This is a genomic window from bacterium (assembly GCA_030693425.1).
In the GTDB taxonomy this organism is placed as follows: Bacteria; Patescibacteriota; Minisyncoccia; order Minisyncoccales; family GWA2-46-15; genus GWA2-46-15.
This window is the reverse complement of record JAUYAM010000002.1, coordinates 48,053-71,682: the sequence shown is the minus strand read 5'-3', so window position 1 is coordinate 71,682 and position 23,630 is coordinate 48,053. Positions and strand designations below refer to the sequence as shown.

Sequence of the window (23,630 nt, the reverse complement as noted above, 5' to 3'; positions counted from 1 at the left end):
CCAAAGGCAACCCAAACTATTAGTGCAAGAGGCCGACTAAAATCTTATAGACGGCGGCTGCCTTTGCAGAAATGGGTAAACCATAGCTTAGAGGAGAAACTATTAAAAAACCTGCCATTACCAGGCTCAAATACCCAAGGAAAAGCCCCAGGGGGCGTTTTTCCATGACTTTTCCCCACCACAAAGAAAAGAGGATGACCGCAAAAGTTAATGCCGGCAAATAGTGGTAGACGAAAGCCGCCCTTTTGACAAAGATGAAGGGGAGAAAATTGGCAAGAAATCCGAATAACAGGAGAAAAGCCTGCCATTTCTTCTCCTTCATGAGAAAAATGCCGGAAAACAAGACAATAAACGAAGGTATCCAAACCAGGGGATTTCCCACGAGGTAAATGTTAGCGTTTTTCCCAGACTCATTTTTCTCCCAATACCAAACCGGCTTTCTCATAAACGGCCATTCGTTCCATCTGCTGGCGTCGGGGTGGCTTTTCTCTAAGTTGGCGTTGTAAGCGAACATCTTTTGATTCAGCTCAATAAACTTTGCTCCAAAAGACAGATATTTCCCCTTAGTCAGAGTTTCCTGAAAACCCTGGCTCATAAAAGCGTCTCCTGGTCCAGATAAAGGAAGAAGCTTAAAATGAACGGCGAAGGGCAGGACGTAGACAAGAGCAAACAGCGCCAGGGAAATAAAGATTTCCGCGGAAAACTTCAAAAATCTTTTTAAGTTAATGGTTTTTAGAAAACTGAAGAAAGAGAACAAAAGATTAATTCCTAAAAAAGACAGGCCGGTCCACTTTATAGAAAAAGCCAAGCCGGCCAGGGCCATCGAGGAAAAATAGAACAGGTGTTTCTTGAACCGGTTTTCCTGCCTTTGCGAGAGCAAAAAAACTAACAGCGACGAGAACCCGAAAAAGAACAGGAAACTGTCGACCAAGACGAACTTTGACTCAACCAGAAAAGCGTTGTCAAAGGCTATTAGGAAGCCGCCGAGAAAAGCCGCTCTCCTGGAACCGCCCAGGACGAGAATGATTTTGTAGATCACCAAGACAAAAAGGCTGCCGAACAGGGCCGGCAAAAATCTCAAAGAAAACAAGATTCTGGCATTAGCCGCTTCACCTATCTTTTCAAAGTTGTTTTCCGGGTTAAAGCCAAAAAGGTTGGCAATTCCGGCAATCATTAATTTACCCAGGGGCGGATGGATGTCAAAATAATATTTATGGGTGAAGTAGGCGGAAACAAACTTGCCGAAATGGACTTCGTCGAAAACCACCTCGGCGGGGTAACTCAAAAACAAAAACCTGGTGGCCAAAACCAGAACCAACAAAATCACTAAGGGATAGTTCTCCTTTAAAAACCTCATTGCCTAATTTTAGCACGCTTCTTGAAACTTAACATAATATTTGGTATTCTAAGATCAGATAAAAACTAATCTTAAAACCATGCCTATTTCCGCCAAATTAGCCAAGTTTTTAAGCCAAAATAAGGTAAAATACGAGGAAATTAAGCACCGCCAGGTTTTTACCGGCTTGGACAAAGCCGCCACCTTGAGAGCAAAACCGAATCTTATCGCCAAAACTATAATTCTTAAGTCGGGAAAAGATTTGGCAATGGCGGTTCTGGCTGCCAATAGAAATCTGAATAAGAAGAAATTCGCCAAAGCGAGCAAGTTGAAAAACCCAGATTTTGTTTCAGAAATCCTGATCAAAAACAGAATAAAAGGGTTTAAGGTTGGGGCGATTCCGCCGTTTGGACAGTTATTCAAGATGCTAAGTTTTATTGACAGGGGATTATTCAAAGAAAAGATGGTTTTCGTTTCGGCCGGAAATTACGAAACGTCTTTGAAGCTATCGCCTAAAGTCTTGGAAAAATTAGGCGCTGCTAAAGCCGACTTTTCCGAGGTTAAAAAGATAACAAAACCAAAGAAAGCGGCAAAGACAAAGACAAAGAAATAAAAAATGAGGGCGCCCCAGTAGTAGTCCCGCTATAAGCGGGACACTACGGGGCTGCCCAGAACTGAACTTCGTTCTAGTTCTGGGCGTGTGGCTCAACGGTAGAGCGCGTTCCTGATAAGAACGAGGTCGAAGGTCCGACTCCTTCCACGCCCAAATTAGTATTCAGTATCTAGTAGTTAGTATTTAGTATAATTGGCAGAACGCCGAAATTTGTGGCAACCCCGTAGCAAATAACAATGGGCCGTTGGCGCAGTTGGTAGCGCGCTTCATTTGCAATGAAGAGGTCGCCGGTCCGAATCCGGCACGGTCCACAAAACGATATAAAAGTTTCAAGTCTGGGATATTGTTCAAAAAATTAGTAGAAACCAGGGGTACTCAAGCGGACAACGAGAAGAGTCTGTAAAACTCTCGGCGCAAGCCTTCGCAGGTTCGAATCCTGCCCCCTGGATTAACAAGTTTATTAGTATTTTAGTTATTAGTTTTTAGAACTCCTAACTCTTTTTTTACGCAGGGTTTTTTGGTAGAATTTAAGTATGAAAATATATCTCATTAGACACGGCGAAACAACTGGCGACATCGAGGATAGATATGGCGGTGATTACGACGACCATCTAAGCGAGCTGGGCCGGAAAGAAGCCCAAGATCTAGCACAAAGGGTAAAAGATTTTGGAATTGAAAAGATATTTTGCAGTCATCGAATCCGAGCTAAAGAAACGGCAGAAATACTAAGAAGGGAGTTAGGGTGTGATATTGAGATCGTCCAAAATATGAGAGAACGGAATCAATACGGAATTCTGACAGGTATGGTCAAGTCCGAAGCTAAACAAAAATACCCTGATTTACCCGAACTTCTAAAAGATTATCGTAATACTATCGAAGGGGCTGAGAATTATGATGATTTTTCGAAAAGGGTACACGGTGCGTTAGTAAAAATCGCCGCGATGAATTATAAGATTATTGCCGTCGTAACTCACGGAGGTCCAATTAAAGCGGTTTTAAGAAAAATTAAGTTTGAATTCGACTATAAGATGAAAGACTGTGCTTTTGCTGAAATGGAAGCCGAGGAAACTAAACTAACTCCTGTAAGATTGGATGGGATCGAACCGAAAACCTAGGCACAAACGGGCTCTAATGTCGTCCAATGCTCTGGATTGAGTCCAAAAAAAGATAATTACAGACAATTAGAACCGAAAATCGCCAGCATGGTGCTGACGATTTTTTGGCTTCAAACTGAAGTTTTAATTTATAGTCAAATTCCACTTCGTTTTTGTGAGCGTCGAGCAACGAAAACGTTCCGATGCCCATCCTCTTTTAGATAAGAGGCGATGGCCCATTTTGCGGTATGAGATCTTGGCCGCCACTCGCCGGTGAAGCAGATAGTGCTATAAACCACTTTGCCCGATTCCTCCCATTGGTTGACGACGATAACCCGGTATTTGTTTCCTCCTTTAAGAACAATTATCGAGTTATGAAATTGGCGAGCAGTCTCGTCAACCTGGTACTGCACGCCCTCAACAGAAAAAATTGTCGTTGGCATAAGGAACTCCTCTCTAAGCCAGTTATAGCATATTGAATTATGAAAACAATAACACTCCCTTCACAAACAGGTTCTAATCCTTCTCCATCAACTAACGGATCAGGATCTTCGATGTCGTCCCGTAGGCAGGATAAACGAGTTTGTAGTTTTTAGTTGTTAGTTTTTAGAACCTCGAACCCTGTTTTTACGCAGGGTTTTTTGTTATAATTGAAAATGTTTAAGGATGGGCCTTAAACAAACAAGAAAGGAGGCGTGAAGATGACTCTAGAAAAGACCTTGGACAAGCTTAAGGAACAGGCTGCCGTCATTGTTCGAGTGGGGCAGCAAATCCGAAGAGCAGCAGACGGCGATCCTCCGTTCGAGGGAACGGCGGGTTACGCTGATCGGTTGGTTGATCCCTTGGCTGATCTTGCGAGGGCGGAATCTATCATCAAAAGTTGCTTAGATTCTCTGAGATCACTAGGGGACAGGTAGGGGTTTGTTGGGGTGGTCGCTTCGATTGTCTCTACGGGTGCCCCGGCTGTATCCTCAATCCGCCAACCCATAACCCGGCCCCTGTTGCTTTATGACAGGGGCTTTGTTCTATATAAAACAGGTTCTAACCCTTCGGCATAGCTTAGGGTAAACGTCGTCCCGCAGGTCTTCGACTCCGAGGTCGCTCAGACTCGAGGAGCTCAGACTCGAAGAGCAGGATTGAGTATTTTCCATGCGTAGTTTGAAAGTTTTAATTATCTCTTAGAAACTTATTAAGTTATCAAAAAAGACAAACCCGCCTCAGGGCGAACCGTAAGGCGGGTCTAGATTAACGTCGTACCCATTGCAGGTTTTCGGGAAATGGTTTGAAACGCCCGTGTTTATTCCACACATACGTTCCCACCCACCTCACGGGAGCAATGCCTTGAGGAAGATTAAATCCTCGGGCGAACCGTTCGGCATACTTAAGTTGCCACTCGAACAGTTCGTCAGAGGAGGTAAACCGAAAATTCCTCTTCTGATCGCTCGGCGGGACAGAATCCAACTTTTTTACCGCTTCCCATGGTACGGGCAGGCTAGGGATCGGCGCTGCGCTTCCTCGGATCCTAATTACGGTTATCGTTTCTAAGCCACTTTCTCTTGCTATCACAATTCTGTGAAGTCCGTCAACGATAACCATTGCGTTACCATCATCTTCGGACACTTCGATTAGAGGGGGCGTAAGTGTCCTTCCTTCGTCCTCAGCCCCATCCTCTTCTAGCCAAAGCGACGTTCTGTCTGAGGAAAGATTGAATATATCTACCCCCAGTTCCAGAAGTTGGCGTGTGGTTTCCCTCACGTTCGTAAGACCATCATTCAGAACATACAAAGCACAAGGACAAAGATCGCGAACCGAGACGGACACAAGTCCGATCTCTGCCTGCCTGTAAGGACAGAATGCTGGCTCTCCTAAGATTGGCGCTTCCCGGAGTTCTTGTTGGATTTCGGCGAAAGACTCGCCACCAACTATCCGAAGCCTACCAGAGATGCGACGAAATGTACTTCCTCCTTGTCTCGGGGTCATTTCGATACTCCTTTCTATCAATTGTGTCCGATGCGTTTGAAGCCAAACGCTCGGTGAGACAGAATGCGACATTCCAAGATTCCATTTTGAGTTAAGCACATGAATACTTTAATTGTCAACTTCTCAATTTATCGTATGCGACACAAAAACAGGTTCTAACCCTTCAATCCGATTCAGGGCAGGCGTCCCTCCTTCATCCCGCTTTCAGCGGGATTACGGACGGGCAAAGCGTCCCGTAGGCAGAACTATTTCCCCCGACCCCCGCGTTAGACACCTTAATTTCTGTTTTTTTATATTATTATCAAAACCATTGACATCTTTGTAAAACATGCTTTAATTGGATTAATCTTCGGATTGAAATCTTGGGAAGGAAGGAGGTGAAAACCTATGGATAAACCCAAGAAAAAGTTCCCAAGGGTTAAAATCGGCCAGGTCATCGATGTCGGGGAGAAAAGATACGTGTTTAGCCGAGGCAGTGCGCTAGCTTTCAATGCTTTAGCACAACTTGTTGAGACGGCCCCGTCAGACAAACTCAGGGAGTTCCTCACGGAGAAAATCAGCATGCGTCAAGGAATAAACCCTCATGAAGGTTTGATATTCGACGAGATCCATTTCGGCAATCTCGTCCGTGCCGTCGATAAATCCGCCAAGGCCGGCTAACCACCATTCTCGCAAAAATTGCTGTTTCTCTCTTCTGAAAACAGCAATTTTTCTTTTCAAAGAATCGCCAATCCTTCGATACGACTCAGGACAGGCGTCGTCCCGTCCTTCGATACGACTCGGGACAAGGAGGCGGTTTTTTGATAAGATAATAATTGAAATATAACGCGATAATCATGAAAGCAATTATTCTAGCGGGCGGCAATCAAACAAGATTCGGCAAAACCGTTTTAGAACAATCTAAAGTTTTGTATCCGCTTCCCGATGGCAAAACGATATTGTCTAATATCCTCGATCAACTTGACCGAGTAAATCTTGAAGAAATAATCGTTAGCATATGCGATAAGGATGTTATCGCAACCTACGTGGAGGGGTTAAAAATGAATTATAAAACTCCGATCTCGCTCGACAAAAGGCTTTTACCTGGTCTGGGAAACTACTTTTTCAATTCAACTCAGCACCTGCCTGCCACTTATATATTCGGAGATATATATTTCCCCGATAAAACAATAACTGAATACTTTGCTAATATTAATCAGTATGCCAAATTTACCGGGATGATAGGTGTTAATAGAAATCCTGTAGGTGATTATATCGTCGAAATAAATGGCGATCTAGTAACCGCTATAAAGAAAGGAATGGAAGGGGATTATTATACCTGTGGCGTCTTTACTATTTTTGATCCTAAAATAACAGAAAAGTTAACGTTCTCAGATAAAATGACTGACATATTCGCCGAACTGCCACGAAATGGCTATAAACTAGGATATAAAGAACTAAAAGGAAAACTTATCGATATTGATACGCCGGATAAAATTAGCGAGTTGAAGTCTTTATTCAAATAAAATAGGTTCTAATCCTAGTAGTAGAACAAGTTCACTACGGAGCCAAGCGTCCCGCAGGCCATTCGGCTCTGAGAGCCTCAGGCTCGATGAGTTCTAATCCTTCGACTCGGTTTACAGTGAGCTTGTCGAACTACTCAGGGCAGGCGTCGTCTCGCAGGCAGAACTTCCTAGTCCTTCTTAAATATACTGGGTTAAATTCAAGCTTTTCTGCTAAAATAATTATATGAAATTGTATCTATTTGGCGGCGCGGAAATTCAACCCAACCAAGTTCCTTGCTTAAAAAAACTTATAAAGGAAACTATTGTTTCTCTTCGTCCTAAACAAGTTTTTCATATTCCTTTCTCCCGCCTTCATTCCACAGAAGAAGATTGGAAAGAAGGCTGGTTTAAGAAAACCATGAACGATACTGGTATAGAACTTCTTGACGCGCGAAACGAGAAAGATATACAGAAGGCAAATAAACCCCTTATTTTTATTAATGGCGGACATGGTCGTTACGATCTTCTTTATGGAGTAAAAAATAACCAGAAAATTCTTCAATTAGTATTGGTTGCTGACTTTATTGTCGCAGAGTCAGCCGGATCGATGCTAATGGGAGAACGCCAAAGCCGCTCAAGAGATAAAAACGAGATAATTGAGGGTTTGGGAATACTCAAAAACACAATTATTGAACCTCATTACTCTGAGAGAAATTACCAACAACTTCTGAAACAAGAAATGGAAAAGTCTGGAATGAAATACGGCATAGGAATTGATTGCCTAACAGCAATAGTCGTAGACCCAAAAGAATTCCCGTCAAAGTGGGGCAAAATCGGAGCGGGAAATGTCGAGATCGTTGTTTCTGAAAACTAATCAAGGTTTATAAAAATTTCCAACGTCGTCCAGCGCCCTGGATCAAGATTTTCAAAGAATCGCCAAAAAGGAGATCTTTTGATAAAATAAGATTGTATGGATAATAAATACGCTATTCTAAAATATTTTAAGATTCATTATTTGGAAAGCGGTAAAGGAGAATGTATTATTTTATTACCCTCTTTATGGGTGACCAGCAAATCTTACAGATCTTTTGGCGAGAAATTAAAAGATAAATTCAGAGTTATAATTCCTGACCTAGGCAATACAGGCAGGTCTTCGGGCAAAAGATTGATTTCTTCGTTTGACGATTACGCAACCCTTTTAGATGAATTTTTAGGAGTCATTGGGGTTGAAAAAAGCTTTTTAGTCGGTGTTTCATTCAGCGGCATGATAGCTGTCAAATATGCGACTAAATTTCCAGACAAAGTAAAGGGTTTATTTCTAGCAAGCACGGCCCTGATTCCTGTTAAAATTAAAATGGCTCTATTAAGAGGATTGCTTTTAGGGTATACTTTACTATTTTTAGATAACTTGCGTTATAGAGGCGGGCTGAAAGTCAATTTCTTATGGTTTGGAGATGGGCTTATTGATTTGATAAAACACCCCAGACAATTTATACAGGATGCGTTAATAGCTAAGAAGACGCTTAAAAACAAGATCAGCGAATTAATGGTTCCGGCTCTTTTACTCTTACCCGCTTACGAACCATTTATTCCGCAGAAATCTTATAAAGACATAGAAGGAGAAATTAAACAGATTAATAATTTGAGGATAGAGAATATTTCTGGTTCTCATGGCTGGTTCTTTTTGAGACCAGGGGAGTTTGTCGGAATGATAGAGAAATTCATTGAAGAGTTGAAATAAAAACAGGTTTTAATGTTGTCCCATGGTCGGAGCCTTTCGACGCGACTCAGCGCAAGTCAACGAAAATCGCCAAAAAGGCGGTTTTTGGTTTGATATTTCCAAGCTATTGAACCATTACGACGTCGTTGACAAAGATCCGATATTGGTTATAATAAGATTACATGTCTAACCGAACCACTCCACAATTTTTTGTTTATTATTACCAAATTACCTCTTATAAGAAAGGGGCTAGTTTGGTTTTCTAAGCTCATAACTTTTTGTAACTAAACACTACCTCAAACCAACCTCTTTCTCAGAAGAGGTTTTTTATTTCTTCTGAGAAGTTCTTTAATAAGGAGGTAGAAAAAACATGTGAGAAAAATCCGCTGAAAAAGTTCAACCGAAACCATGAAAAAAGGAGATGCTATGAAAACCCGATATATAATTCTCAGTCATCTTGTATGTGAGCTCTATGACGAGTCCACGGATCTTCAAGATGAAATTTGGGCCTCAAACGACGAGGAGGCGATCGAGGCGGCCCGGAAGAAAGCATCCAGAAAAGGATATATGAAAGAGAAAAACATCACTCGTATATCCGTAATGAAAGGCGGGGAAACGATAACAAGAATCAAATAAGCGTAAAAAAGACGGACAATAATATTGCCCGTCTTTTTATCCAACAAGGATTGTCCTAAGAGTATACTGAAAATCGCCGAAGAGGCGATTTTTTGATTGACTCTATCCATATTTTATGCTTTGTTTATCTTAGCAAACTATTCCAAAAAGGAGGTTCAGATGTCCCTTAAATTATCTGCAGCCGTGGTTATTAAGAACGACGAGGAGGAAATTCTTTTAGTTATGCAATCTAGTGAAAAAGGGGAAAGCGCTGGTCAGTGGGGACCACCTGCGGGCCATAAGGAAGATAGGGATCCCTCGGTTATGGCAACCGCTATTCGTGAAGCAAAAGAAGAAGCGGGGGTGGATGTTTTACTCGAGCTTTCCGAAGGTCTTTATTTGTCCGGTCCAGCTCATCCGATTGGTATGTTCAAGGGGCCTGACACTTGGGGTTTCGTATTCAAGGCGATAATAGCAGATACCCAAAAACATCCCTTAGCCGGCGATGTTGTCAAAACCAGCTGGTTCAACGAAGAAGAAATCCATACTCTATTCACAAATGACCGTCTCTATAGGCCAGGAATCAACCTTCCTTTTCTTGTGAGTAGGCTTTCCGTGGAAGAGAAAAATTTCCTTCTAGCCGAACATGCCAAAAAGAATATAAAAATATATCCCTCATTAGACTAAAAGGCCCGACTATCAAATTAGCGGGTCTTTTGTCTTGGGCATAACTAGCCACCAAATAGGTTCTAACCCCAGTAGTAGGGCAAGTTTACTACGGGGCCAAGCGTCCCTCCTTCATCCCGCTTTCAGCGGGATTACGGACGGGCAAAGCGTCTCGTTGGGCAAAACGGATCTATAAAAACCGCTGTTTAGAAACAAACTCGCAATAGAAAACTACTTACTACTTCTTTAAAGTTGGACGTTTTGGCTTAACCGCTATTTTTTCCCATATGAGCCAGAACAGCTGCTTTTGCATGGAAGCATAGAGAGAATTGATGATTTCCACGCCAACCTTCTGGCCGTTTTCCCAATTCATAACCGAGACGGTGTCGTTAAAAATCGAGGTGTACTGGCGAATCTTCAAGACCTTCGGATCGATATAGCGGGGGACGTAATACTTTTTCCAATTCCGTACTTTTGTATAGGTAAAACTGCCGGTAAAGTTTCCCGGATCAACTTCCTCTTCTATTTCATAGAGAGTAATTTTTCTTCGTATCTGCTCTTCTCTGACTTTATCGGCAAAAGAAGCCCCGACAATCTCGTTTCTTGTCTGGTAGCCGTAAAGAAAGATTTCTTTATTGGCGGAAAGCTGATTCCACAACATCTGTTTAAGCCCTTCTGAACCGTGGTATTGCTTAATCTCAAACTCGTTCTGCAGGTGAGAAGGAAGAACGGATAAATCCTTTATCACCTGCGGCAGCAGATCTTTCTGTTTTTGCAATTGGTATTCTTGCTCGTGGATCAAAAGCTGCAGATTGGCCGGATCGGACGCTTTAAGTTTTAAGCCGCGGCCGATATTGGACTCTTCCACGAGCTTCTTATCTTTAAGTTTGCCCAGGTACCGGTAGATCATTGATCGGTTGATGCTTGTCTCACGAGAAAGATCAAGCGGAGTCTTGGCCCCGTTTTCTAAGAGATACAGGTAGATTTTGATTTCAATCTCATCTAGGCCGAATGATTGTAATTGTGACGAAGTTATTTGTTTGTTCATATAAACAGACATTTATTTGACCTTTGTATTATATAACTGTTATAATAGCTTGTCAAGAGTTGCCGTTCAGCAACTCATATTGGAGGAAGGAATGTTCATTATAACGATCGACTTTAAGGGATCCTTGGCAAATGGCGACACCAAGAAATTCCTTGCCGGGACAAGGTCGGCTGCCTTCGGGGCAATCCCTCGAAAGATTCAGGAGGCAAACGAATTGGATTTCAATACAGATTGTATTGCAGTCCACGTCAGCCTCGGCCCAAAGACCATCCTGGGTCGAATCTTGAGGCTGGTAACGTCAGGAAACTTCCCGGATTTTCTGGCAGCGATTTGTTTCTCGGCGAAGCCAAAGTACATCCCGCACGACGCCGACCTCATCGCAGCTATCGCAATGGCTGCAGCGGAATTTATGAAATCGTGCGGATTGCTCTTGCCAGGAACGAAGGCCGCAGCCTGGGCCATCCCCTTTGTTTTGGGGAAATGGGCGGCGGTCTCAACATAAATAAAAAGGTGGTCCAGCGCAACGCAAAAAGTCCGAGCAAGCATTAATGCCCGGACTTTTTCGTTTTCAAATAAGAATTCTGGCTGCTTAAAGAACCTAGTGGTCTTATTATTAACACCGAGTGACTACTACGTGGTTTTTTGATAGAATAGAATTATGAAAGATAGAATTGTAAAAATCGTTGTCTTTGTTCCGATTCCTTACGCCGATGCTGTCAGAAAGGCAATGGGAGAGGCCGGAGCCGGAGCCATCGGAAACTATAAATTCTCGAGTTTCTCGGTCAAAGGCGTTGGCAGATTTCTTCCCATGAAAGACGCCCGACCCGCCATCGGTAAGATAGGAAGGTTGGAAAAAGTGGCAGAAGAACGGATAGAAACCGTCTGTTCTGAAAAAGACTTGGCCAAAGTCATAAAAGTAATCAGAAAAGTCCATCCTTACGAAGAAATGGCTCTAGATGTTTACCCCTTGCTTTCAATCGACGATAACGGCTATAAAAAATAATATGACTACCGAAAATAGGTTAAAACTCATCAAAGAAGTGGGGGAGGAGATTATCTCTGAAGAAGAACTGCGGCGTCTTTTGGAAACCGAGAAAAACTTGGTCGCCTATGACGGCTTTGAGCCCTCGGGCCAGATTCACATCGCCCAGGGGATTTTGCGCGCCATCAATGTCAATAAAATGATAAAGGCGGGGGTAAAGTTCAAGATGTGGGTGGCTGACTGGCACGCCATGGCTAACAATAAAATGGGAGGCGACTTGGAAAAGATCAAAACTGTAGGCAAATATTTTATTGAGGTCTGGAAGGCCTGCGGCATGGACTTAAAAAACGTAGAGTTTTTGTGGGCCTCGGATATGGCCAAAAACCCTGATTACTGGAAACTAGTGGTCCAAGTGGGTAAATCTAACGCCTTGAGGCGTTTTGTCAGAACCGCAGAAATGATGGGCAGGGAGGAATCTCTTGACAATCTAACCGGCGCCCATATTATTTATTCCTGCATGCAGGTAGCAGACATCTTCACTCTGGGAGCCAAAATTACCCAATTGGGCATGGACCAGCGAAAAGTTAATATGTTAGCCAGGGAAATCGGGCCGCAATTAGGCTTTTGGAAACCGGTCGTTGTCAGCCACCACATGCTCATGGGCTTGGGCAAGCCAGCGAGCGCCTCTGAGGACAAAATTACCAGAACGGTTGAGTTAAAAATGTCCAAGTCACGGCCCGAAACTTCAATTTTTATGACCGACACTAAAGAAGACATTGCCCGGAAAATTGGCAAGGCCTGGTGCCCGGAAGGGGAAATCAAGGAAAATCCGATCCTGGAATACTGCCGCTATATCATTTTTGAGAGATTCTCCAAAATGACGATTGAGCGGCCGACAAAATTCGGCGGCGACATTACCGTTAAATCATTTACGGAACTGGAGGCTTTGTTCGCAGCAAAACAAATCCATCCTCAAGACCTCAAACAAGCGGTAGCGAAACTCATCAATGAACTAATTGAGCCGGTCAGGCAGCATTTCAACGAAAACAAAGAAGCAAAAGCCCTGCTTGAAAAGGTGAAAAGTTTTGAAGTGACCAGGTAATCCGATATTTTTATCTCTCTATCAGGGAAAGGAAGTTTCCCGCTCTTTCGTTTTGCCCTGATTTAACGTATAATTTAAGAAATTTTAAGATTAAACGATGTCCGTCATAGATAGAATCTTTGGCAACCCAAACGAAAAATACCTTAAAAGCCTGGAGTCCCTGATCGATAAAATCAATTCTCTGGAAAAGGAATTTGAAGGTTTTTCTGACGAGAAGCTAGGGGAAAAGACTCTCGAGCTCAAACAAAGGCTGTCAAAGGCTGAAGCTTTGGATGCAATCCTGCCAGAAGCTTTCGCCTTGGTCAGAGAGTCGGCTAAAAGAACTTTAAAACAACGGCATTTTGACGTCCAGCTTTTAGGCGGCGTCGTCCTTCACCAGGGAAAAATCGCCCAGATGCTGACCGGCGAAGGAAAAACCTTAGTTGCCACCCTACCCCTCTATTTAAATGCCCTAGAGGATAAAGGCTGCCACTTAATAACCGTCAACGACTATCTGGCCAAAAGAGACACCGTTTGGATGGGGCAAATCTATCATCTCTTGGGATTAAAAACCGGCTGCATCACTCACGAGTCGTCATATATTTATGATCCCGAGTATAAGATTGAAGCCGAAAACCAGGACGATAAAGACAAAGAGCGGGACGAACTCGGCAGCTTCAAGGTAGTCCAGAGTTTTCTCAAGCCCTGTACCAAAAAAGAGGCTTACGCAGCCGACATCACCTACGGCACCAACAACGAGTTTGGTTTTGACTATTTGAGAGACAACATGGTTTACGACCTCTCTGATAAAGCCCAGAGGGATTTTAACTTCGCCATTATCGACGAGGTTGACTCCATTTTGATCGACGAAGCCAGAACCCCATTGATAATTTCTGCTCCCGGCCAGGAATCCTCAAAAATGTACCAGGAGTTCGCCAAAATCATTCCCCATTTAAAAGAAACTCGGGATTATGAAATCGACGAAAAGCTGCGGACCGTCACCCTGACCGAAGAAGGCATCAATGGAATCGAAAAACTGTTGGGAATGACCGACATTTACCAGGAATGGGGGATAAAATATCTTCACCATCTAGAACAAGCTTTGAGAGCCGAGGTCCTCTTCAAAAAAGACAGGGATTATGTGGTCAAAGACGATCAGATCATCATCGTCGACGAATTCACCGGCAGGCTCCTGCCCGGCCGGAGATGGTCGGGAGGCCTGCATCAGGCGATCGAGGCAAAAGAGAATACCAGAGTCCAGCCGGAATCCTTGACTATGGCAACCGTCACTTTCCAAAACTATTTCAGAATGTACAAAAAGATGGCCGGCATGACCGGCACCGCCATAACTTCGGCTGAAGAATTCGCCAAAGTCTACGGTCTCGAAGTGATTATCGTTCCTCCTAACAGGCCCTTGGTCCGTAAAGACCTTCCGGATAAAGTTCTGAAAAGCGAAGACGGCAAGCTCAAAGCGGTCGTCCAAGAGATTAGAAAGAGATACGAAACCGACCAGCCGGTTCTGGTCGGCACAAGATCGGTTGAGAAGAACGAATTTCTAGGCAAACTCTTAGACAGAGAAGGCATTCCTCACCAGATTTTGAACGCCAAGCAGCACGAGAAAGAAGGCCAGATAATCGCCCAGGCAGGCAAATTGGGAGCAGTCACCATCGCCACTAACATGGCCGGCAGAGGAGTTGATATTATCTTGGGCGGTAATCCACCTAATCCTGAGGAAGCTCGAAGGGTGAAGGAGATCGGCGGGCTCCATATTATCGGCACCGAAAGGCACGACGCCCGGAGAATCGACAACCAATTAAGAGGCAGAGGCGGCCGGCAGGGGGACTCGGGATCCTCGCAATTCTTCCTGTCATTAGAGGACGACCTCCTAAGAATCTTTGGCGGAGAGAAAATCCAGGGCCTGATGGAGATGCTGAAAATCCCGGAAGACCAGCCGATTGAGGCTTCGATGATCTCAAAGGCGATCGAAGAAGCCCAGTCAAAGATCGAAGGCTTTAATCTCGACATGAGAAGCCACTTGCTGGAATACGACGACGTCATCAATAAGCACCGGGAAACGATCTATCGGAAGCGAAAAGAGATTCTCGAGAAATCCGCAGACGACTTGAAATCTTCAATTCTCGAAATCCTCAAAAAGCACGGTTTCAGCCAGGACGATTACTTAAAGAAAGAAAAGGAAATCGGCGAAGAAAAACTCCGCCAGGTTGAAAGATTCGTTTTCCTCAGGGTGATCGACAGCTTCTGGGTAGATCATCTGGAAAACCTCGAATCTCTCCAGGACGCCGTCAAATTAAGAGCCTACGGGCAGAAAGACCCTCTGGTTGAATTCAAAAACGAGGCCCACCGGATGTTCCAGGGCCTATTAACCACGGTTGAGGCTGAAGCCGCCAGAGTCATTGACGGCATGAAGCCCGGCCCCCAGCCAAAAGCCACAACGTCTTTTCCTGCGGCTCAAAGAGCCGGAGAAAAAGTCGGTCGTAATGATCCTTGCCCGTGCGGGAGCGGAAAGAAGTATAAGAAATGTTGTATGAATAAGTATTAAAATGACTATGTTAATCAAAATTTTATTAATAATTTTAGTAGTTTTTATTGGATGGCAGATTTTAATCAGAGTTTTTAGGAAACTGTTTCATTTCCCCGCCCCAGCTTTTATTGGACGCTTTTTAGATAGTAATTATAGAAGAAAAGCACAACCACCAGATAAGCTAATAGAGCGTAGCGGAATTAGGAAGGGTATGAAGGTTTTAGACCTTGGCTGTGGAAACGGAGCATTTACCACTTTTGTGGCTAGGATTGTTGGTGAAGATGGGATAGTTTATGCGCTTGATATTCAGCCAGATATGTTAAGGCAGTTGGAAGATAAGTTAAACAAACTAGAAAATAAAGATATTAAAAATATAAAGTTAATTGAAAGTGATGCTTATGAACTGCCGTTTGAGAATGATTCTTTGGATTTAGTTTATATGGTAACTGTTCTTCAAGAAATACCTGATAGACAGAAGGCGTTAAAAGAAGTTAAAAGGGTATTAAAATCAGACGGGATTTTGGCAGTGAGCGAGCTTTTACCTGACCCAGATTATGTTTTAAAATCAACTGCCATCAAGATATGTAAAAGGGCGGGGTTTATTCTGGATAAAGTTTCAGGGAATATCTGGAATTATACTGTCAGATTCAAAAAGCCATAATTACAGCTTTGTTTCTAACAGATGGTAAATCCTTGAGGATAATTAAAGTCATCCGCACGGGACACCGTAGAAATATAAGAAACGCTATGGGAAATAAGAGATAATAAGACTATGGAAAAATTAGCTCAAACAAACATAGTTGCGGGAGTAGTCATCAAACAAGACGGCAAATACTTGTTGGCGCAGGAGAATCGTCCAGGAACAAAAGTTCATGGCCTATGGAATTTTCCAGCAGGCAAGGTAGAAGAAGGAGCTACCATAGAGAAAACTGCTGTAAAAGAAGCGAAAGAAGAGATTGGTTATAACGTTGAGTTAATTCGGAAACTAGGCATATTTCAAGCAAATACCAAAACGCCCCAAAACATGCTTTTGAGGCAAAGATCATTGGTGGAAAACTTGATTGGCCGAAGGACGAAATCTTGGATACAAAATGGTTTACTTGGCAAGAAATTCAAAATATGAAAGACAAATTACGCAGTGAATGGATAATTGGAGCGATAAGCATAATGGAACAGGGCAAGTAATTCCTGCGGACTAGGAAATAAGATTAAAAAGCGAGGCCGGCCTTGCTGGCCGAAGCCCCGTACCGAACCGCAGGTTCTGGTACTGGGGTGCCATAGGAAATAAATCAAAATATATCACATTTTAACGGCCGTGAAAAAGAGAAACGAGGCATCACGGAAAATGAGGGATAAAAATATGAAAAAAATAGATGTAGTAATTGTTTTGGGTGGCGGCATTGATAGACAAGGCAGGATATTGCAAGCTCCCAAAGAACGATTAGATGGTTTTCTAAGAAATAAAGAGAAATTTCCCGGTATACCCGTATTGTTGAGCGGTCGTTGGAGCGGTCTTGCGAAAGAGACGCCAAAAATTACTGAAGCGCAAGCAATGAAAGATTATTTGGTATCGAAGAGAGTTAAAACAAAGAGGATATATCGAGAAACAAAATCGCTTGATACCATTAGCAATGCTGTTTTCTCAAAACAGGTAATGGAAAATGAAAAACACAGGAGTTGGAAAAGGATATTACTTATCACATCTGATTGGCATATGAGATGAGCGTTATGGATATTCCGCAGGGTTTTAGGAGAAAACTACCAAATTACTCCTCTGCCCGTAGCAACCAACAGATCGGTTCGAGAACAACGCAAAGAATATGAAAAGTATCTTTTTACTGTTGCAAAAAGGTTTTTGAGAAAACTACCGATTAAAAGCGAAGGGTTGGTCGCGCTATTAAAAAAAGGACATCCGTTTTACTCGAAAAGCTAAAAAGCTAAAAAGCTGTTGGAAGATATAATTATCCACAAAAAAGAAATGTCCGCATGATATCTCACTCACTGAAATAAATAACAGAAGGGCTATGGGAAATGAAGACAAAAATAATATGAAATGGAGAAGGTTAAATATCATTTTGATAGTAGACGATAAATCTCGGGTTAAAGTTTTAGATCTTGCGAGTAAGATCGGGTTTGCGGATGAGGAAGTGTTTCATATTGACGACAAGAAATACTTTATTCACATTACTGTATATTCTCCAGAGTTTTCCGAGGGGAATATTCCTAAGATTATTGAAGTAGTGGAAAAAATTTCGAAAGGAATAAGCAAATTTGACTTACCTGTAGTGGGATTAAATGCGGGAGACAAATCTGTAATAATCGATTTTGAAAGAACTGATATAGTGGTAAAAATTCATGAGACAATTGTCAATGCGTTAAATCAGTTTCGTAATGGGAAAATTCGGGAGAAGCATTTAAATGAGATTAAAGAGGGGAGGTATAACAAGGAACAAGAGGAAATGATACGGAAATACGGTTATCCGAATGTGCTGAAACTCTATCATCCCCATTTATCTTTAGGAAGATTAATTTCTGAAGAAGCCGCAGAAAAAGCTGTAAATAATTTAAACAGTACTAACGGTTTGAAAGTTGTAAAGATTGTAAGGATGGGTATTTCCGAAATGGGTCCAAGCGGTACATGCACGAATATTATCAGAGAATTTGATTTAAAATAATCCTGCGGACGCAGAAATGAAATTAAAAAGCGAGGCCAGTCTTGCTGGCCGAAGCCCCGTACCGAACCGCAGGTTCTGGTACTGAAATGCCATGGGAAAATAATAAATTCATGTTCAAGCCTTTTTCAGATAATATAATTTTTTTTGACACGGAGTTCTCGAGCCTAAACCCGTATGAAGGAGAGCTGCTGTCGGTGGGCCTGGTAAAATTAGACGGCCGAGAGCTCTATCTCGAGCTGGAATACGACGGCAAAGTCAGCGACTGGGTGAGAGAAAACGTTATTCAATTCCTGACGGAAAAGAAAGTGTCCAGGGAAGAAGCCGCCGAGAGAATAAAAGAGTTCGTCGGGAAAAATAAGCCCTACGTGATTTCCCACGTCAACCAGTTTGACGCCGTCTACTTCTACAAATTGGTCGGCACGGAAAACACTCCCTTTTTCTGGATTCCGATCGATTTTGCCAGCATCCTCTTTGCTTTGGGAATGGATCCGGGGTTCTACCACCTGAGAGATGAAAACGACTTCTACGACAGCTTAGAGATGGCCCGCCCCCAAAACTACCGGAAGCACCACGCCCTAGACGACGCCAAGCTTCTGCGGGAAGTCTACCTCAAGTTTTTGGAAAAGCGCGCCAAGGCATAAAAAAGAGAGTATAATAATATAATAAAAAGATGGCAAATAATCTCCAGAGCTCTAAAAGGACAAAAACCGCGCTTTTCTTGATAGCGATCGCGGTTGTTTTCTTCCTTCTTAACAGAACCGAGTTCGGCAAAGAAACCAAAAATGCCATTCTCTTAGTTTCTTCCCCGGTCCAAGGTTTGTTTTGGAAGCAAGGACAGAGCGTCTCTCGTTTTTTTGAAACTCTGAAGGGGATTACGGCTTTGGAGAAAGAAAATCACGAATTAAAACTGCAGAACCAAGAGCTAAAGGCGGAAATTGCCGGGCTTCAGGAACTGAAGAGCGAAAACGAAGATTTAAGAAAGCTTTTGGATTTTGCGCCTGAAAAAGACTTTAAATTAACGATGGCAGACGTTACCGGCAAAGACCCCTTTGAAGACACTCTTTTTATTAACAAGGGTTCAGATGACGGAATCTCGACGGGGTTTCCGGTAATCACTTCGGAAAAAATCCTGGTCGGCAGGATCGAGGAGGCCTTTTCGAATACTTCCCGCGTTATCCTTGTCTCGAACAAAAAAAGCTCCCTGGGCGTAAAAATTGAGGGGCTGGACGGAGTTGCCGGGGTAGCCAAGGGTATGGGAAAATCGGAAATTATTTTTGACCTCATCCCTCAAGAAGCAAAGATTGAAAAGGGAAATCTCGTCGTCACCACCGCTTTGGACAAAACCTTTCCTAAAGGATTGCTGATAGGGGAAATCGCCGGCGTCAATTTCTCTGATATAAAACCTTTTCGAACGGCTAGGATAAAATCGGCTTTCAATCTCGAAGACTTGAACGCCTTGTTCATAATAACCGGTTTAAAATAAACCCCGTACCAACTTTGCTAGATTATTAGATCGCGCAGTGCGGGGTAAGCCGACTTGCCATGAAAAAATATATCGTTCTTGCCCTGATTTTTTATTCCCTGATTGTCTTTCAGACCAGCTTTCTGGTCCATTTTAAGTTTTTGGATTACCTCCCGAATATCGCTATTGTCTTTTTTGTCCTCCTGAATCTTTTTGAAGAAAGGCGAGAAAAATCAGGCCTGATAATGAGTTTTGTCGCCGGCTTCATCTTGGACGTCTTCTCTGGCAAACCCTTCGGCTTCTATACCGCAATTCTGCTGACAACCTCCTTAATAATTAAATTTGTTATCAAAAAGTATTTTCGCTTAGGAATTGACGCCAACCATATAATAAAATGACTCTTTTTAAAAAATACCTCGTCAAAAGAGGCCGGCAGGAAATCGAGCCCCAGGAAGTATTCTTAGACGGCCTGGCTCAAAAGAAAGAGGGGGAAGCCAGAATCAGAGAAATGAGGTTTGAGGTTCCGCCGTCAAGAAAGGCTTTGATCGGGCTTTTGATCTTTTCTCTGGCGGCCGTCCTGATCCTGTTTTCAAAAGCATTCCAGCTTGTTGTCCTGGAAGGAAAGGCTTTTAAAGATTTGGCTGATCGAAACTTTTCCAGGATTTCTCCTATAAGAGCTGACCGGGGAATAATTTACGACCGCTCTCTCAAAAAACTGGTGAGCAATCTCCCCAGCTTTGATTTGGTCTTAGACAAGATAGATCTTCCCAAAGATCAAAACCAAAGAGCTCAAGAGATCGAAAAGATCGCCGGCATTATCAAGAAAGAGCCTCAGATCCTAGGAGAAGAAATTGAGAGCTCAAAGGAAGAAAAGATGCTCATTGCCGAAAACCTCAGCCACGAGGACATTGTTCTCCTTGAAACCGAAATCAGAAACCTGCCCGGATTCCAGATCGAGAAAAACACGGTCAGGGACTATTTCGAGGGCCCCTCTTTCGCCCAGGTTATAGGCTACACCGGCAGAATCAACGCCAAAGAGTACCAGAACTTAAAGCAAGAAAACTATTTTGTTTCAGATTACCTGGGCAAGCAGGGACTGGAAAAATCCTACGAAGAAATTTTGCGGGGCAAGCCCGGAGTCTTTGAAATCCAAAAAGACGCCGTCGGCAAAAAAGTCAAAGAGGGAATAAAAACCGAAGCTGTTTCCGGCCAAAGTCTGGTTCTCTGGCTGGACTCAGATCTCCAAGAAAAACTCCAGGAAGAATTAGCCAGGATTTCTGCCGAAATCGGCACCAAAAAAGCTGCTGCCGTCGCCCTAGACCCCAAGACCGGCGGGGTATTGGCATTGGTGTCTCTTCCTTCTTTTGACAACAACCTTTTTTCTAAAGGGATTTCCCAAAAAACATTGGATAAAATCCTCAACGATCCCAACCAGCCGCTTTTCAACCGGACAGTTTCCGGCCAGTACGCCTCGGGCTCGACAATCAAGCCCTTGATCGCCGCTTCCGCTCTCCAGGAAAAGATAATTTCTCCGGAAAAACAAATTTACGACCAGGGCTTCATCGAAATCCAAAACCAATATGATCCGGAAATCACTTATGTCTTCCACGACCTGGAACCGCACGGCTGGGTTAATATGAAAAAAGCGATTGCCGTTTCCTGCAACGTTTATTTCTACACCATTGGCGGCGGATATAAGGGGCAAAAAGGATTGGGTTCTACCAAAATCAAAAATTATCTTAATCTTTTTAACTGGGGACAGCCGACCAATATCGATTTGCCGCAGGAAACCAGCGGCCTTATTCCCGATCATCGTTGGAAAGAAGAAAATATCAACGAAGCGTGGTACACCGGCGATACTTACAATCTCTCAATCGGCCAGGGCTACCTCCAAGTCAGCCCCTTGCAGGTGGCAACGGCATTTTCTGCTATCGCCAACAACGGAAAGATAATGAAGCCTCAAATCGTGGCAAAAATCGTTGACGGCAGGCCCGACGACCAAAAGGTCGTCAAAGAGTTTCTGCCCCAGACAATCCGCGAACTTCCCATAGACCAAAAAAACCTTGAAATCGTCAGAGAAGGAATGAGGGATGCCGTCATTTACGGATCATCAGCGATTCTGGCTGGCTTGCCAGTAAAAGCGGCTGCTAAAACCGGCACCGCCCAGACGCCGAGAGCAAATTATTACGACAACTGGGTGACGGTTTTTGCCCCTTACGACAATCCTGAAATCGTCTTAACGGTCCTGATTGAAGACGTTCCCGGGGTCAGGGCAGCCGCCTTGCCGGTTGCCAATGAAACTTTAAAGTGGTACTTTACGAAATAACATGGCAGATTTTACCTCAGAAGGCTTGGAAAAATTAAAACAAGAGCTGGAATACCTGAAAACCAGCAAAAGAAAAGAGATCGCTGAACGCTTAAAGCAGGCGATTGCTTTTGGCGATTTATCGGAAAACGCCGCCTACCACGAAGCCAAAGAATCCCAAGGTTTTCTGGAAGGCCGGATTTTAGAATTGACGGAAATCGTCAGAGAGGCGAAGATTATCCAGAAAAGCGCGTCGGGCCGAGTCGCCCTCGGATCTAAGGTTTTGCTGGAGATTGACAACGAAAAGCAGGAACTCGAAATTGTCGGACCCAATGAAGCCAATCCCATAAAAGGCAGGATCTCCGACGTTTCGCCTTTGGGAACGGAGCTAATGGGCAAAAAAACAGGGGACAGTGGGGAATCAAAAACCCCGGCGGGTAAAACAAAATACAAAATCCTGGAAATTAATTGATTTTTCCGCTATAATCGTATAATGATTCAAAAAACTCTCGAAGAGATAAGAAAAACGCGTCTGCAAAAACTAAAGGGACTGGAAACTGCTGGCGTTTTGGCCTATCCGGCCTCAACCAAAAGAACGCATCGGATAATTGAGGCACTGGACGACTTTTCCGTCCTAGCTAAAAGCAAAAAAGAAGTTATTTTGGCCGGCCGCATCCGCGCCCTGAGGCAACACGGTAAACTGACTTTTTTGAATATTGAGGACGGTTCGGCGAAAATCCAAGCGCTCTTGAAAGAAAACCGCCTAGGAGAGAAGGGTTACGCCTTTTTCCTGAAGCACTTTGACATCGGCGACTTTGTGGAGCTCAAAGGAATACTCTTTGAGACCAAAACAAAGGAAAAGACAATTGAGGTTGCTGATTACAAAATGCTGGCTAAGTCCTTATTGCCTTTGCCGGAAAAATGGCATGGCTTGCAAGACGAAGAAGAAAAACTGCGCAAAAGATACCTCGATATCCTCTTTAATCCAGAAGTCAAAACGATGGTTGAGAAAAAAGCTGTTTTTTGGCAGTCAATGCGGGAATTTCTTCTCGCCAGAGGCTTTTTAGAAGTGGAAACTCCGGTCTTTGAAACAACCCCCGGGGGAGCTGACGCCAGGCCGTTTTCAACCCACCACAACGCTCTCGACATCGACGTCTATTTGCGGATTTCTATGGGCGAACTCTGGCAGAAACGTTTGATGGTCGCCGGCCTTGAAAAAACTTTTGAAATCGGCAGGCAGTTCCGGAACGAAGGCATAGACGCAGAACACGTCCAGGACTACACCCAGATGGAATTTTATTGGGCTTACGCCGATTACAAAGACGGCATGAACCTGGTGGAAGAAATGTATCGCCATGTCGCCAAAAAGACTTTCGGGACCCTGAAATTCAATATAAAGGGCGTTGAGATCGATCTGGGCAAAAAATGGGAAAGGTACGATTATCGGGAAATGGTCCAGAAATACGCCGGAGTTGACGTCTTGGATGTCGGCATTAAAGAGATTGAGGCCAAGCTTAAAAAACTGAACATTGAATACGACAAAGAAGGCTTTAATCTCGGCCGGGCAATGGATAATCTTTGGAAATACTGCCGCAAGAAGATCGTTGGCCCGGGATTCTTAATCAACGTGCCAGTGACAGTTTCGCCTCTGGCAAAAAGATGCGACAAAAATCCAGAGTTGACCCAGCGTTTCCAGGTGATAATGGCCGGCAGCGAGCTTGGCAACGGCTACAGCGAGCTGAACAACCCCCTAGAGCAGGCGGAAAGGTTTAAGGAACAGCAGAAATTAAGGGAGGCTGGCGATGAAGAAGCGCAAATGTACGACCAGGACTTTGTTGAAGCCCTGGAATACGGCATGCCTCCAACCTGCGGCTTTGGGGTTTCGGAAAGATTCTTCAGTTTTCTGATGGGAAAACCGATCAGGGAATGCCAGGTTTTTCCCCTATTAAAACCAAAACAGAATTCCTAATTGACCTAATTATTCTAATTGACCTAATTAACCTAATTCGTGTTTAGAATAATTAGTA

General features: G+C 43.5%; 25 protein-coding genes and 3 tRNA genes. 24 read left to right on the top strand and 4 right to left on the bottom strand.

Translation table 11 applies throughout. The features are described from left to right. Positions 1-19 precede the first annotated feature (19 nt). The gene (locus Q8N16_00775; protein MDP3093280.1) at positions 20-1,357 is read right to left on the bottom strand and encodes a phospholipid carrier-dependent glycosyltransferase; all 1,338 of its coding nucleotides are present in this window, start codon (positions 1,355-1,357) and stop codon (positions 20-22) included. A 79-nt stretch (positions 1,358-1,436) separates the two neighbouring features. On the opposite strand from Q8N16_00775, the gene Q8N16_00770 reads away from it, so the two are divergent. The 5 genes from Q8N16_00770 (at position 1,437) to Q8N16_00750 (ending at position 3,064) form a co-directional block, all read left to right on the top strand. Further along, complete coding sequence (locus tag Q8N16_00770) at positions 1,437-1,949, top strand: YbaK/EbsC family protein (GenBank protein ID MDP3093279.1); 513 nt, start codon at positions 1,437-1,439, stop codon at positions 1,947-1,949. A gap of 81 nt (positions 1,950-2,030) precedes the next feature. After that, positions 2,031-2,102, top strand: a tRNA-Ile gene (locus tag Q8N16_00765). Between the two features lie 85 nt (positions 2,103-2,187). Further along, positions 2,188-2,260 (top strand) — tRNA-Ala (locus tag Q8N16_00760). 54 nt (positions 2,261-2,314) lie between these two features. Beyond that, positions 2,315-2,397: transfer RNA gene (locus tag Q8N16_00755), tRNA-Tyr, on the top strand. Positions 2,398-2,482: 85 nt separating this feature from the next. Further along, a complete protein-coding gene (locus tag Q8N16_00750; GenBank protein MDP3093278.1) occupies positions 2,483-3,064 on the top strand; it encodes a histidine phosphatase family protein in 582 nt (193 codons plus the stop codon). Positions 3,065-3,198: 134 nt separating this feature from the next. Here Q8N16_00750 and Q8N16_00745 read toward each other — a convergent pair whose 3' ends face one another. After that, positions 3,199-3,486, bottom strand: coding sequence for a hypothetical protein (locus Q8N16_00745; protein ID MDP3093277.1), 288 nt, complete (start codon positions 3,484-3,486; stop codon positions 3,199-3,201). A 1,924-nt stretch (positions 3,487-5,410) separates the two neighbouring features. On the opposite strand from Q8N16_00745, the gene Q8N16_00740 reads away from it, so the two are divergent. The 4 genes from Q8N16_00740 (at position 5,411) to Q8N16_00725 (ending at position 8,248) form a co-directional block, all read left to right on the top strand. Next, positions 5,411-5,683 carry a hypothetical protein gene (locus Q8N16_00740; protein MDP3093276.1) on the top strand — a complete coding sequence of 91 codons (273 nt, stop codon included), beginning with the start codon at positions 5,411-5,413 and terminating at the stop codon, positions 5,681-5,683. Positions 5,684-5,859: 176 nt separating this feature from the next. Next, entirely contained in the window at positions 5,860-6,528 is a 669-nt protein-coding gene (locus tag Q8N16_00735) for an NTP transferase domain-containing protein (protein MDP3093275.1), read from the top strand. A 223-nt stretch (positions 6,529-6,751) separates the two neighbouring features. Continuing rightward, entirely contained in the window at positions 6,752-7,381 is a 630-nt protein-coding gene (locus tag Q8N16_00730) for a Type 1 glutamine amidotransferase-like domain-containing protein (GenBank protein MDP3093274.1), read from the top strand. 96 nt (positions 7,382-7,477) lie between these two features. Then, positions 7,478-8,248, top strand: a complete 771-nt coding sequence (locus tag Q8N16_00725; GenBank protein ID MDP3093273.1) for an alpha/beta hydrolase — start codon at positions 7,478-7,480, stop codon at positions 8,246-8,248. Between the two features lie 470 nt (positions 8,249-8,718). Here the strand turns inward: Q8N16_00725 and Q8N16_00720 are convergent, their stop codons facing one another. Further along, positions 8,719-8,973: a hypothetical protein gene (locus Q8N16_00720; protein MDP3093272.1), complete on the bottom strand. Its 255-nt coding sequence runs from the start codon at positions 8,971-8,973 to the stop codon at positions 8,719-8,721. Between the two features lie 49 nt (positions 8,974-9,022). Between Q8N16_00720 and Q8N16_00715 the strand changes: the two genes are divergently transcribed. Continuing rightward, positions 9,023-9,529, top strand: a complete 507-nt coding sequence (locus tag Q8N16_00715) for an NUDIX hydrolase (protein ID MDP3093271.1) — start codon at positions 9,023-9,025, stop codon at positions 9,527-9,529. Positions 9,530-9,746: 217 nt separating this feature from the next. Here the strand turns inward: Q8N16_00715 and Q8N16_00710 are convergent, their stop codons facing one another. Continuing rightward, complete coding sequence (locus tag Q8N16_00710) at positions 9,747-10,556, bottom strand: helix-turn-helix domain-containing protein (protein ID MDP3093270.1); 810 nt, start codon at positions 10,554-10,556, stop codon at positions 9,747-9,749. Between the two features lie 91 nt (positions 10,557-10,647). On the opposite strand from Q8N16_00710, the gene Q8N16_00705 reads away from it, so the two are divergent. The 14 genes from Q8N16_00705 (at position 10,648) to lysS (ending at position 23,572) form a co-directional block, all read left to right on the top strand. Next, complete coding sequence (locus tag Q8N16_00705) at positions 10,648-11,058, top strand: hypothetical protein (protein MDP3093269.1); 411 nt, start codon at positions 10,648-10,650, stop codon at positions 11,056-11,058. A gap of 156 nt (positions 11,059-11,214) precedes the next feature. Further along, entirely contained in the window at positions 11,215-11,559 is a 345-nt protein-coding gene (locus tag Q8N16_00700) for a hypothetical protein (protein ID MDP3093268.1), read from the top strand. A 1-nt stretch (position 11,560) separates the two neighbouring features. Next, the gene (locus Q8N16_00695; GenBank protein ID MDP3093267.1) at positions 11,561-12,640 is read left to right on the top strand and encodes a tyrosine--tRNA ligase; all 1,080 of its coding nucleotides are present in this window, start codon (positions 11,561-11,563) and stop codon (positions 12,638-12,640) included. A gap of 97 nt (positions 12,641-12,737) precedes the next feature. Then, entirely contained in the window at positions 12,738-15,179 is a 2,442-nt protein-coding gene (gene secA, locus Q8N16_00690; protein ID MDP3093266.1) for a preprotein translocase subunit SecA, read from the top strand. Positions 15,180-15,186: 7 nt separating this feature from the next. Further along, on the top strand, positions 15,187-15,822 hold the full coding sequence (locus Q8N16_00685; protein ID MDP3093265.1) for a class I SAM-dependent methyltransferase: 636 nt from the start codon (positions 15,187-15,189) through the stop codon (positions 15,820-15,822). Between the two features lie 111 nt (positions 15,823-15,933). Continuing rightward, a complete protein-coding gene (locus Q8N16_00680; GenBank protein ID MDP3093264.1) occupies positions 15,934-16,284 on the top strand; it encodes an NUDIX domain-containing protein in 351 nt (116 codons plus the stop codon). A 237-nt stretch (positions 16,285-16,521) separates the two neighbouring features. Beyond that, complete coding sequence (locus Q8N16_00675; GenBank protein ID MDP3093263.1) at positions 16,522-16,884, top strand: YdcF family protein; 363 nt, start codon at positions 16,522-16,524, stop codon at positions 16,882-16,884. Between the two features lie 301 nt (positions 16,885-17,185). Continuing rightward, positions 17,186-17,836 (top strand): DUF1045 domain-containing protein, encoded by a 651-nt coding sequence (locus Q8N16_00670; protein MDP3093262.1) that lies wholly within the window; start codon positions 17,186-17,188, stop codon positions 17,834-17,836. 110 nt (positions 17,837-17,946) lie between these two features. Beyond that, positions 17,947-18,477, top strand: a complete 531-nt coding sequence (locus tag Q8N16_00665) for a 3'-5' exoribonuclease (GenBank protein ID MDP3093261.1) — start codon at positions 17,947-17,949, stop codon at positions 18,475-18,477. Between the two features lie 29 nt (positions 18,478-18,506). Continuing rightward, a complete protein-coding gene (gene mreC, locus Q8N16_00660) occupies positions 18,507-19,319 on the top strand; it encodes a rod shape-determining protein MreC (GenBank protein ID MDP3093260.1) in 813 nt (270 codons plus the stop codon). A gap of 59 nt (positions 19,320-19,378) precedes the next feature. Further along, positions 19,379-19,696 carry a rod shape-determining protein MreD gene (gene mreD, locus Q8N16_00655; protein ID MDP3093259.1) on the top strand — a complete coding sequence of 106 codons (318 nt, stop codon included), beginning with the start codon at positions 19,379-19,381 and terminating at the stop codon, positions 19,694-19,696. After that, on the top strand, positions 19,693-21,624 hold the full coding sequence (gene mrdA / locus Q8N16_00650; GenBank protein ID MDP3093258.1) for a penicillin-binding protein 2: 1,932 nt from the start codon (positions 19,693-19,695) through the stop codon (positions 21,622-21,624). Before mreD ends, mrdA begins: the two co-directional genes overlap by 4 nt. Before the next feature lies 1 nt (position 21,625). Beyond that, positions 21,626-22,075 carry a transcription elongation factor GreA gene (greA, locus tag Q8N16_00645; GenBank protein ID MDP3093257.1) on the top strand — a complete coding sequence of 150 codons (450 nt, stop codon included), beginning with the start codon at positions 21,626-21,628 and terminating at the stop codon, positions 22,073-22,075. A gap of 21 nt (positions 22,076-22,096) precedes the next feature. Then, positions 22,097-23,572, top strand: coding sequence for a lysine--tRNA ligase (gene lysS / locus Q8N16_00640; GenBank protein ID MDP3093256.1), 1,476 nt, complete (start codon positions 22,097-22,099; stop codon positions 23,570-23,572). Positions 23,573-23,630: the final 58 nt, after the last annotated feature.

Coding starts and splice junctions, on each gene's coding strand:
- Q8N16_00695 (MDP3093267.1), top strand. CDS start 11,561: ATGACTACCGAAAATAGGTTAAAACTCATCAAAGAAGTGGGGGAGGAG.
- mreC (MDP3093260.1), top strand. CDS start 18,507: ATGGCAAATAATCTCCAGAGCTCTAAAAGGACAAAAACCGCGCTTTTC.
- mreD (MDP3093259.1), top strand. CDS start 19,379: ATGAAAAAATATATCGTTCTTGCCCTGATTTTTTATTCCCTGATTGTC.
- Q8N16_00700 (MDP3093268.1), top strand. CDS start 11,215: ATGAAAGATAGAATTGTAAAAATCGTTGTCTTTGTTCCGATTCCTTAC.
- Q8N16_00705 (MDP3093269.1), top strand. CDS start 10,648: ATGTTCATTATAACGATCGACTTTAAGGGATCCTTGGCAAATGGCGAC.
- Q8N16_00685 (MDP3093265.1), top strand. CDS start 15,187: ATGTTAATCAAAATTTTATTAATAATTTTAGTAGTTTTTATTGGATGG.
- Q8N16_00665 (MDP3093261.1), top strand. CDS start 17,947: ATGTTCAAGCCTTTTTCAGATAATATAATTTTTTTTGACACGGAGTTC.
- Q8N16_00740 (MDP3093276.1), top strand. CDS start 5,411: ATGGATAAACCCAAGAAAAAGTTCCCAAGGGTTAAAATCGGCCAGGTC.
- Q8N16_00775 (MDP3093280.1), bottom strand. CDS start 1,357: ATGAGGTTTTTAAAGGAGAACTATCCCTTAGTGATTTTGTTGGTTCTG.
- lysS (MDP3093256.1), top strand. CDS start 22,097: ATGATTCAAAAAACTCTCGAAGAGATAAGAAAAACGCGTCTGCAAAAA.
- secA (MDP3093266.1), top strand. CDS start 12,738: ATGTCCGTCATAGATAGAATCTTTGGCAACCCAAACGAAAAATACCTT.
- Q8N16_00770 (MDP3093279.1), top strand. CDS start 1,437: ATGCCTATTTCCGCCAAATTAGCCAAGTTTTTAAGCCAAAATAAGGTA.
- Q8N16_00680 (MDP3093264.1), top strand. CDS start 15,934: ATGGAAAAATTAGCTCAAACAAACATAGTTGCGGGAGTAGTCATCAAA.
- Q8N16_00745 (MDP3093277.1), bottom strand. CDS start 3,486: ATGCCAACGACAATTTTTTCTGTTGAGGGCGTGCAGTACCAGGTTGAC.
- Q8N16_00715 (MDP3093271.1), top strand. CDS start 9,023: ATGTCCCTTAAATTATCTGCAGCCGTGGTTATTAAGAACGACGAGGAG.
- mrdA (MDP3093258.1), top strand. CDS start 19,693: ATGACTCTTTTTAAAAAATACCTCGTCAAAAGAGGCCGGCAGGAAATC.
- Q8N16_00720 (MDP3093272.1), bottom strand. CDS start 8,973: ATGGATAGAGTCAATCAAAAAATCGCCTCTTCGGCGATTTTCAGTATA.
- Q8N16_00725 (MDP3093273.1), top strand. CDS start 7,478: ATGGATAATAAATACGCTATTCTAAAATATTTTAAGATTCATTATTTG.
- greA (MDP3093257.1), top strand. CDS start 21,626: ATGGCAGATTTTACCTCAGAAGGCTTGGAAAAATTAAAACAAGAGCTG.
- Q8N16_00670 (MDP3093262.1), top strand. CDS start 17,186: ATGGGAAATGAAGACAAAAATAATATGAAATGGAGAAGGTTAAATATC.
- Q8N16_00730 (MDP3093274.1), top strand. CDS start 6,752: ATGAAATTGTATCTATTTGGCGGCGCGGAAATTCAACCCAACCAAGTT.
- Q8N16_00750 (MDP3093278.1), top strand. CDS start 2,483: ATGAAAATATATCTCATTAGACACGGCGAAACAACTGGCGACATCGAG.
- Q8N16_00710 (MDP3093270.1), bottom strand. CDS start 10,556: ATGAACAAACAAATAACTTCGTCACAATTACAATCATTCGGCCTAGAT.
- Q8N16_00735 (MDP3093275.1), top strand. CDS start 5,860: ATGAAAGCAATTATTCTAGCGGGCGGCAATCAAACAAGATTCGGCAAA.
- Q8N16_00675 (MDP3093263.1), top strand. CDS start 16,522: ATGAAAAAAATAGATGTAGTAATTGTTTTGGGTGGCGGCATTGATAGA.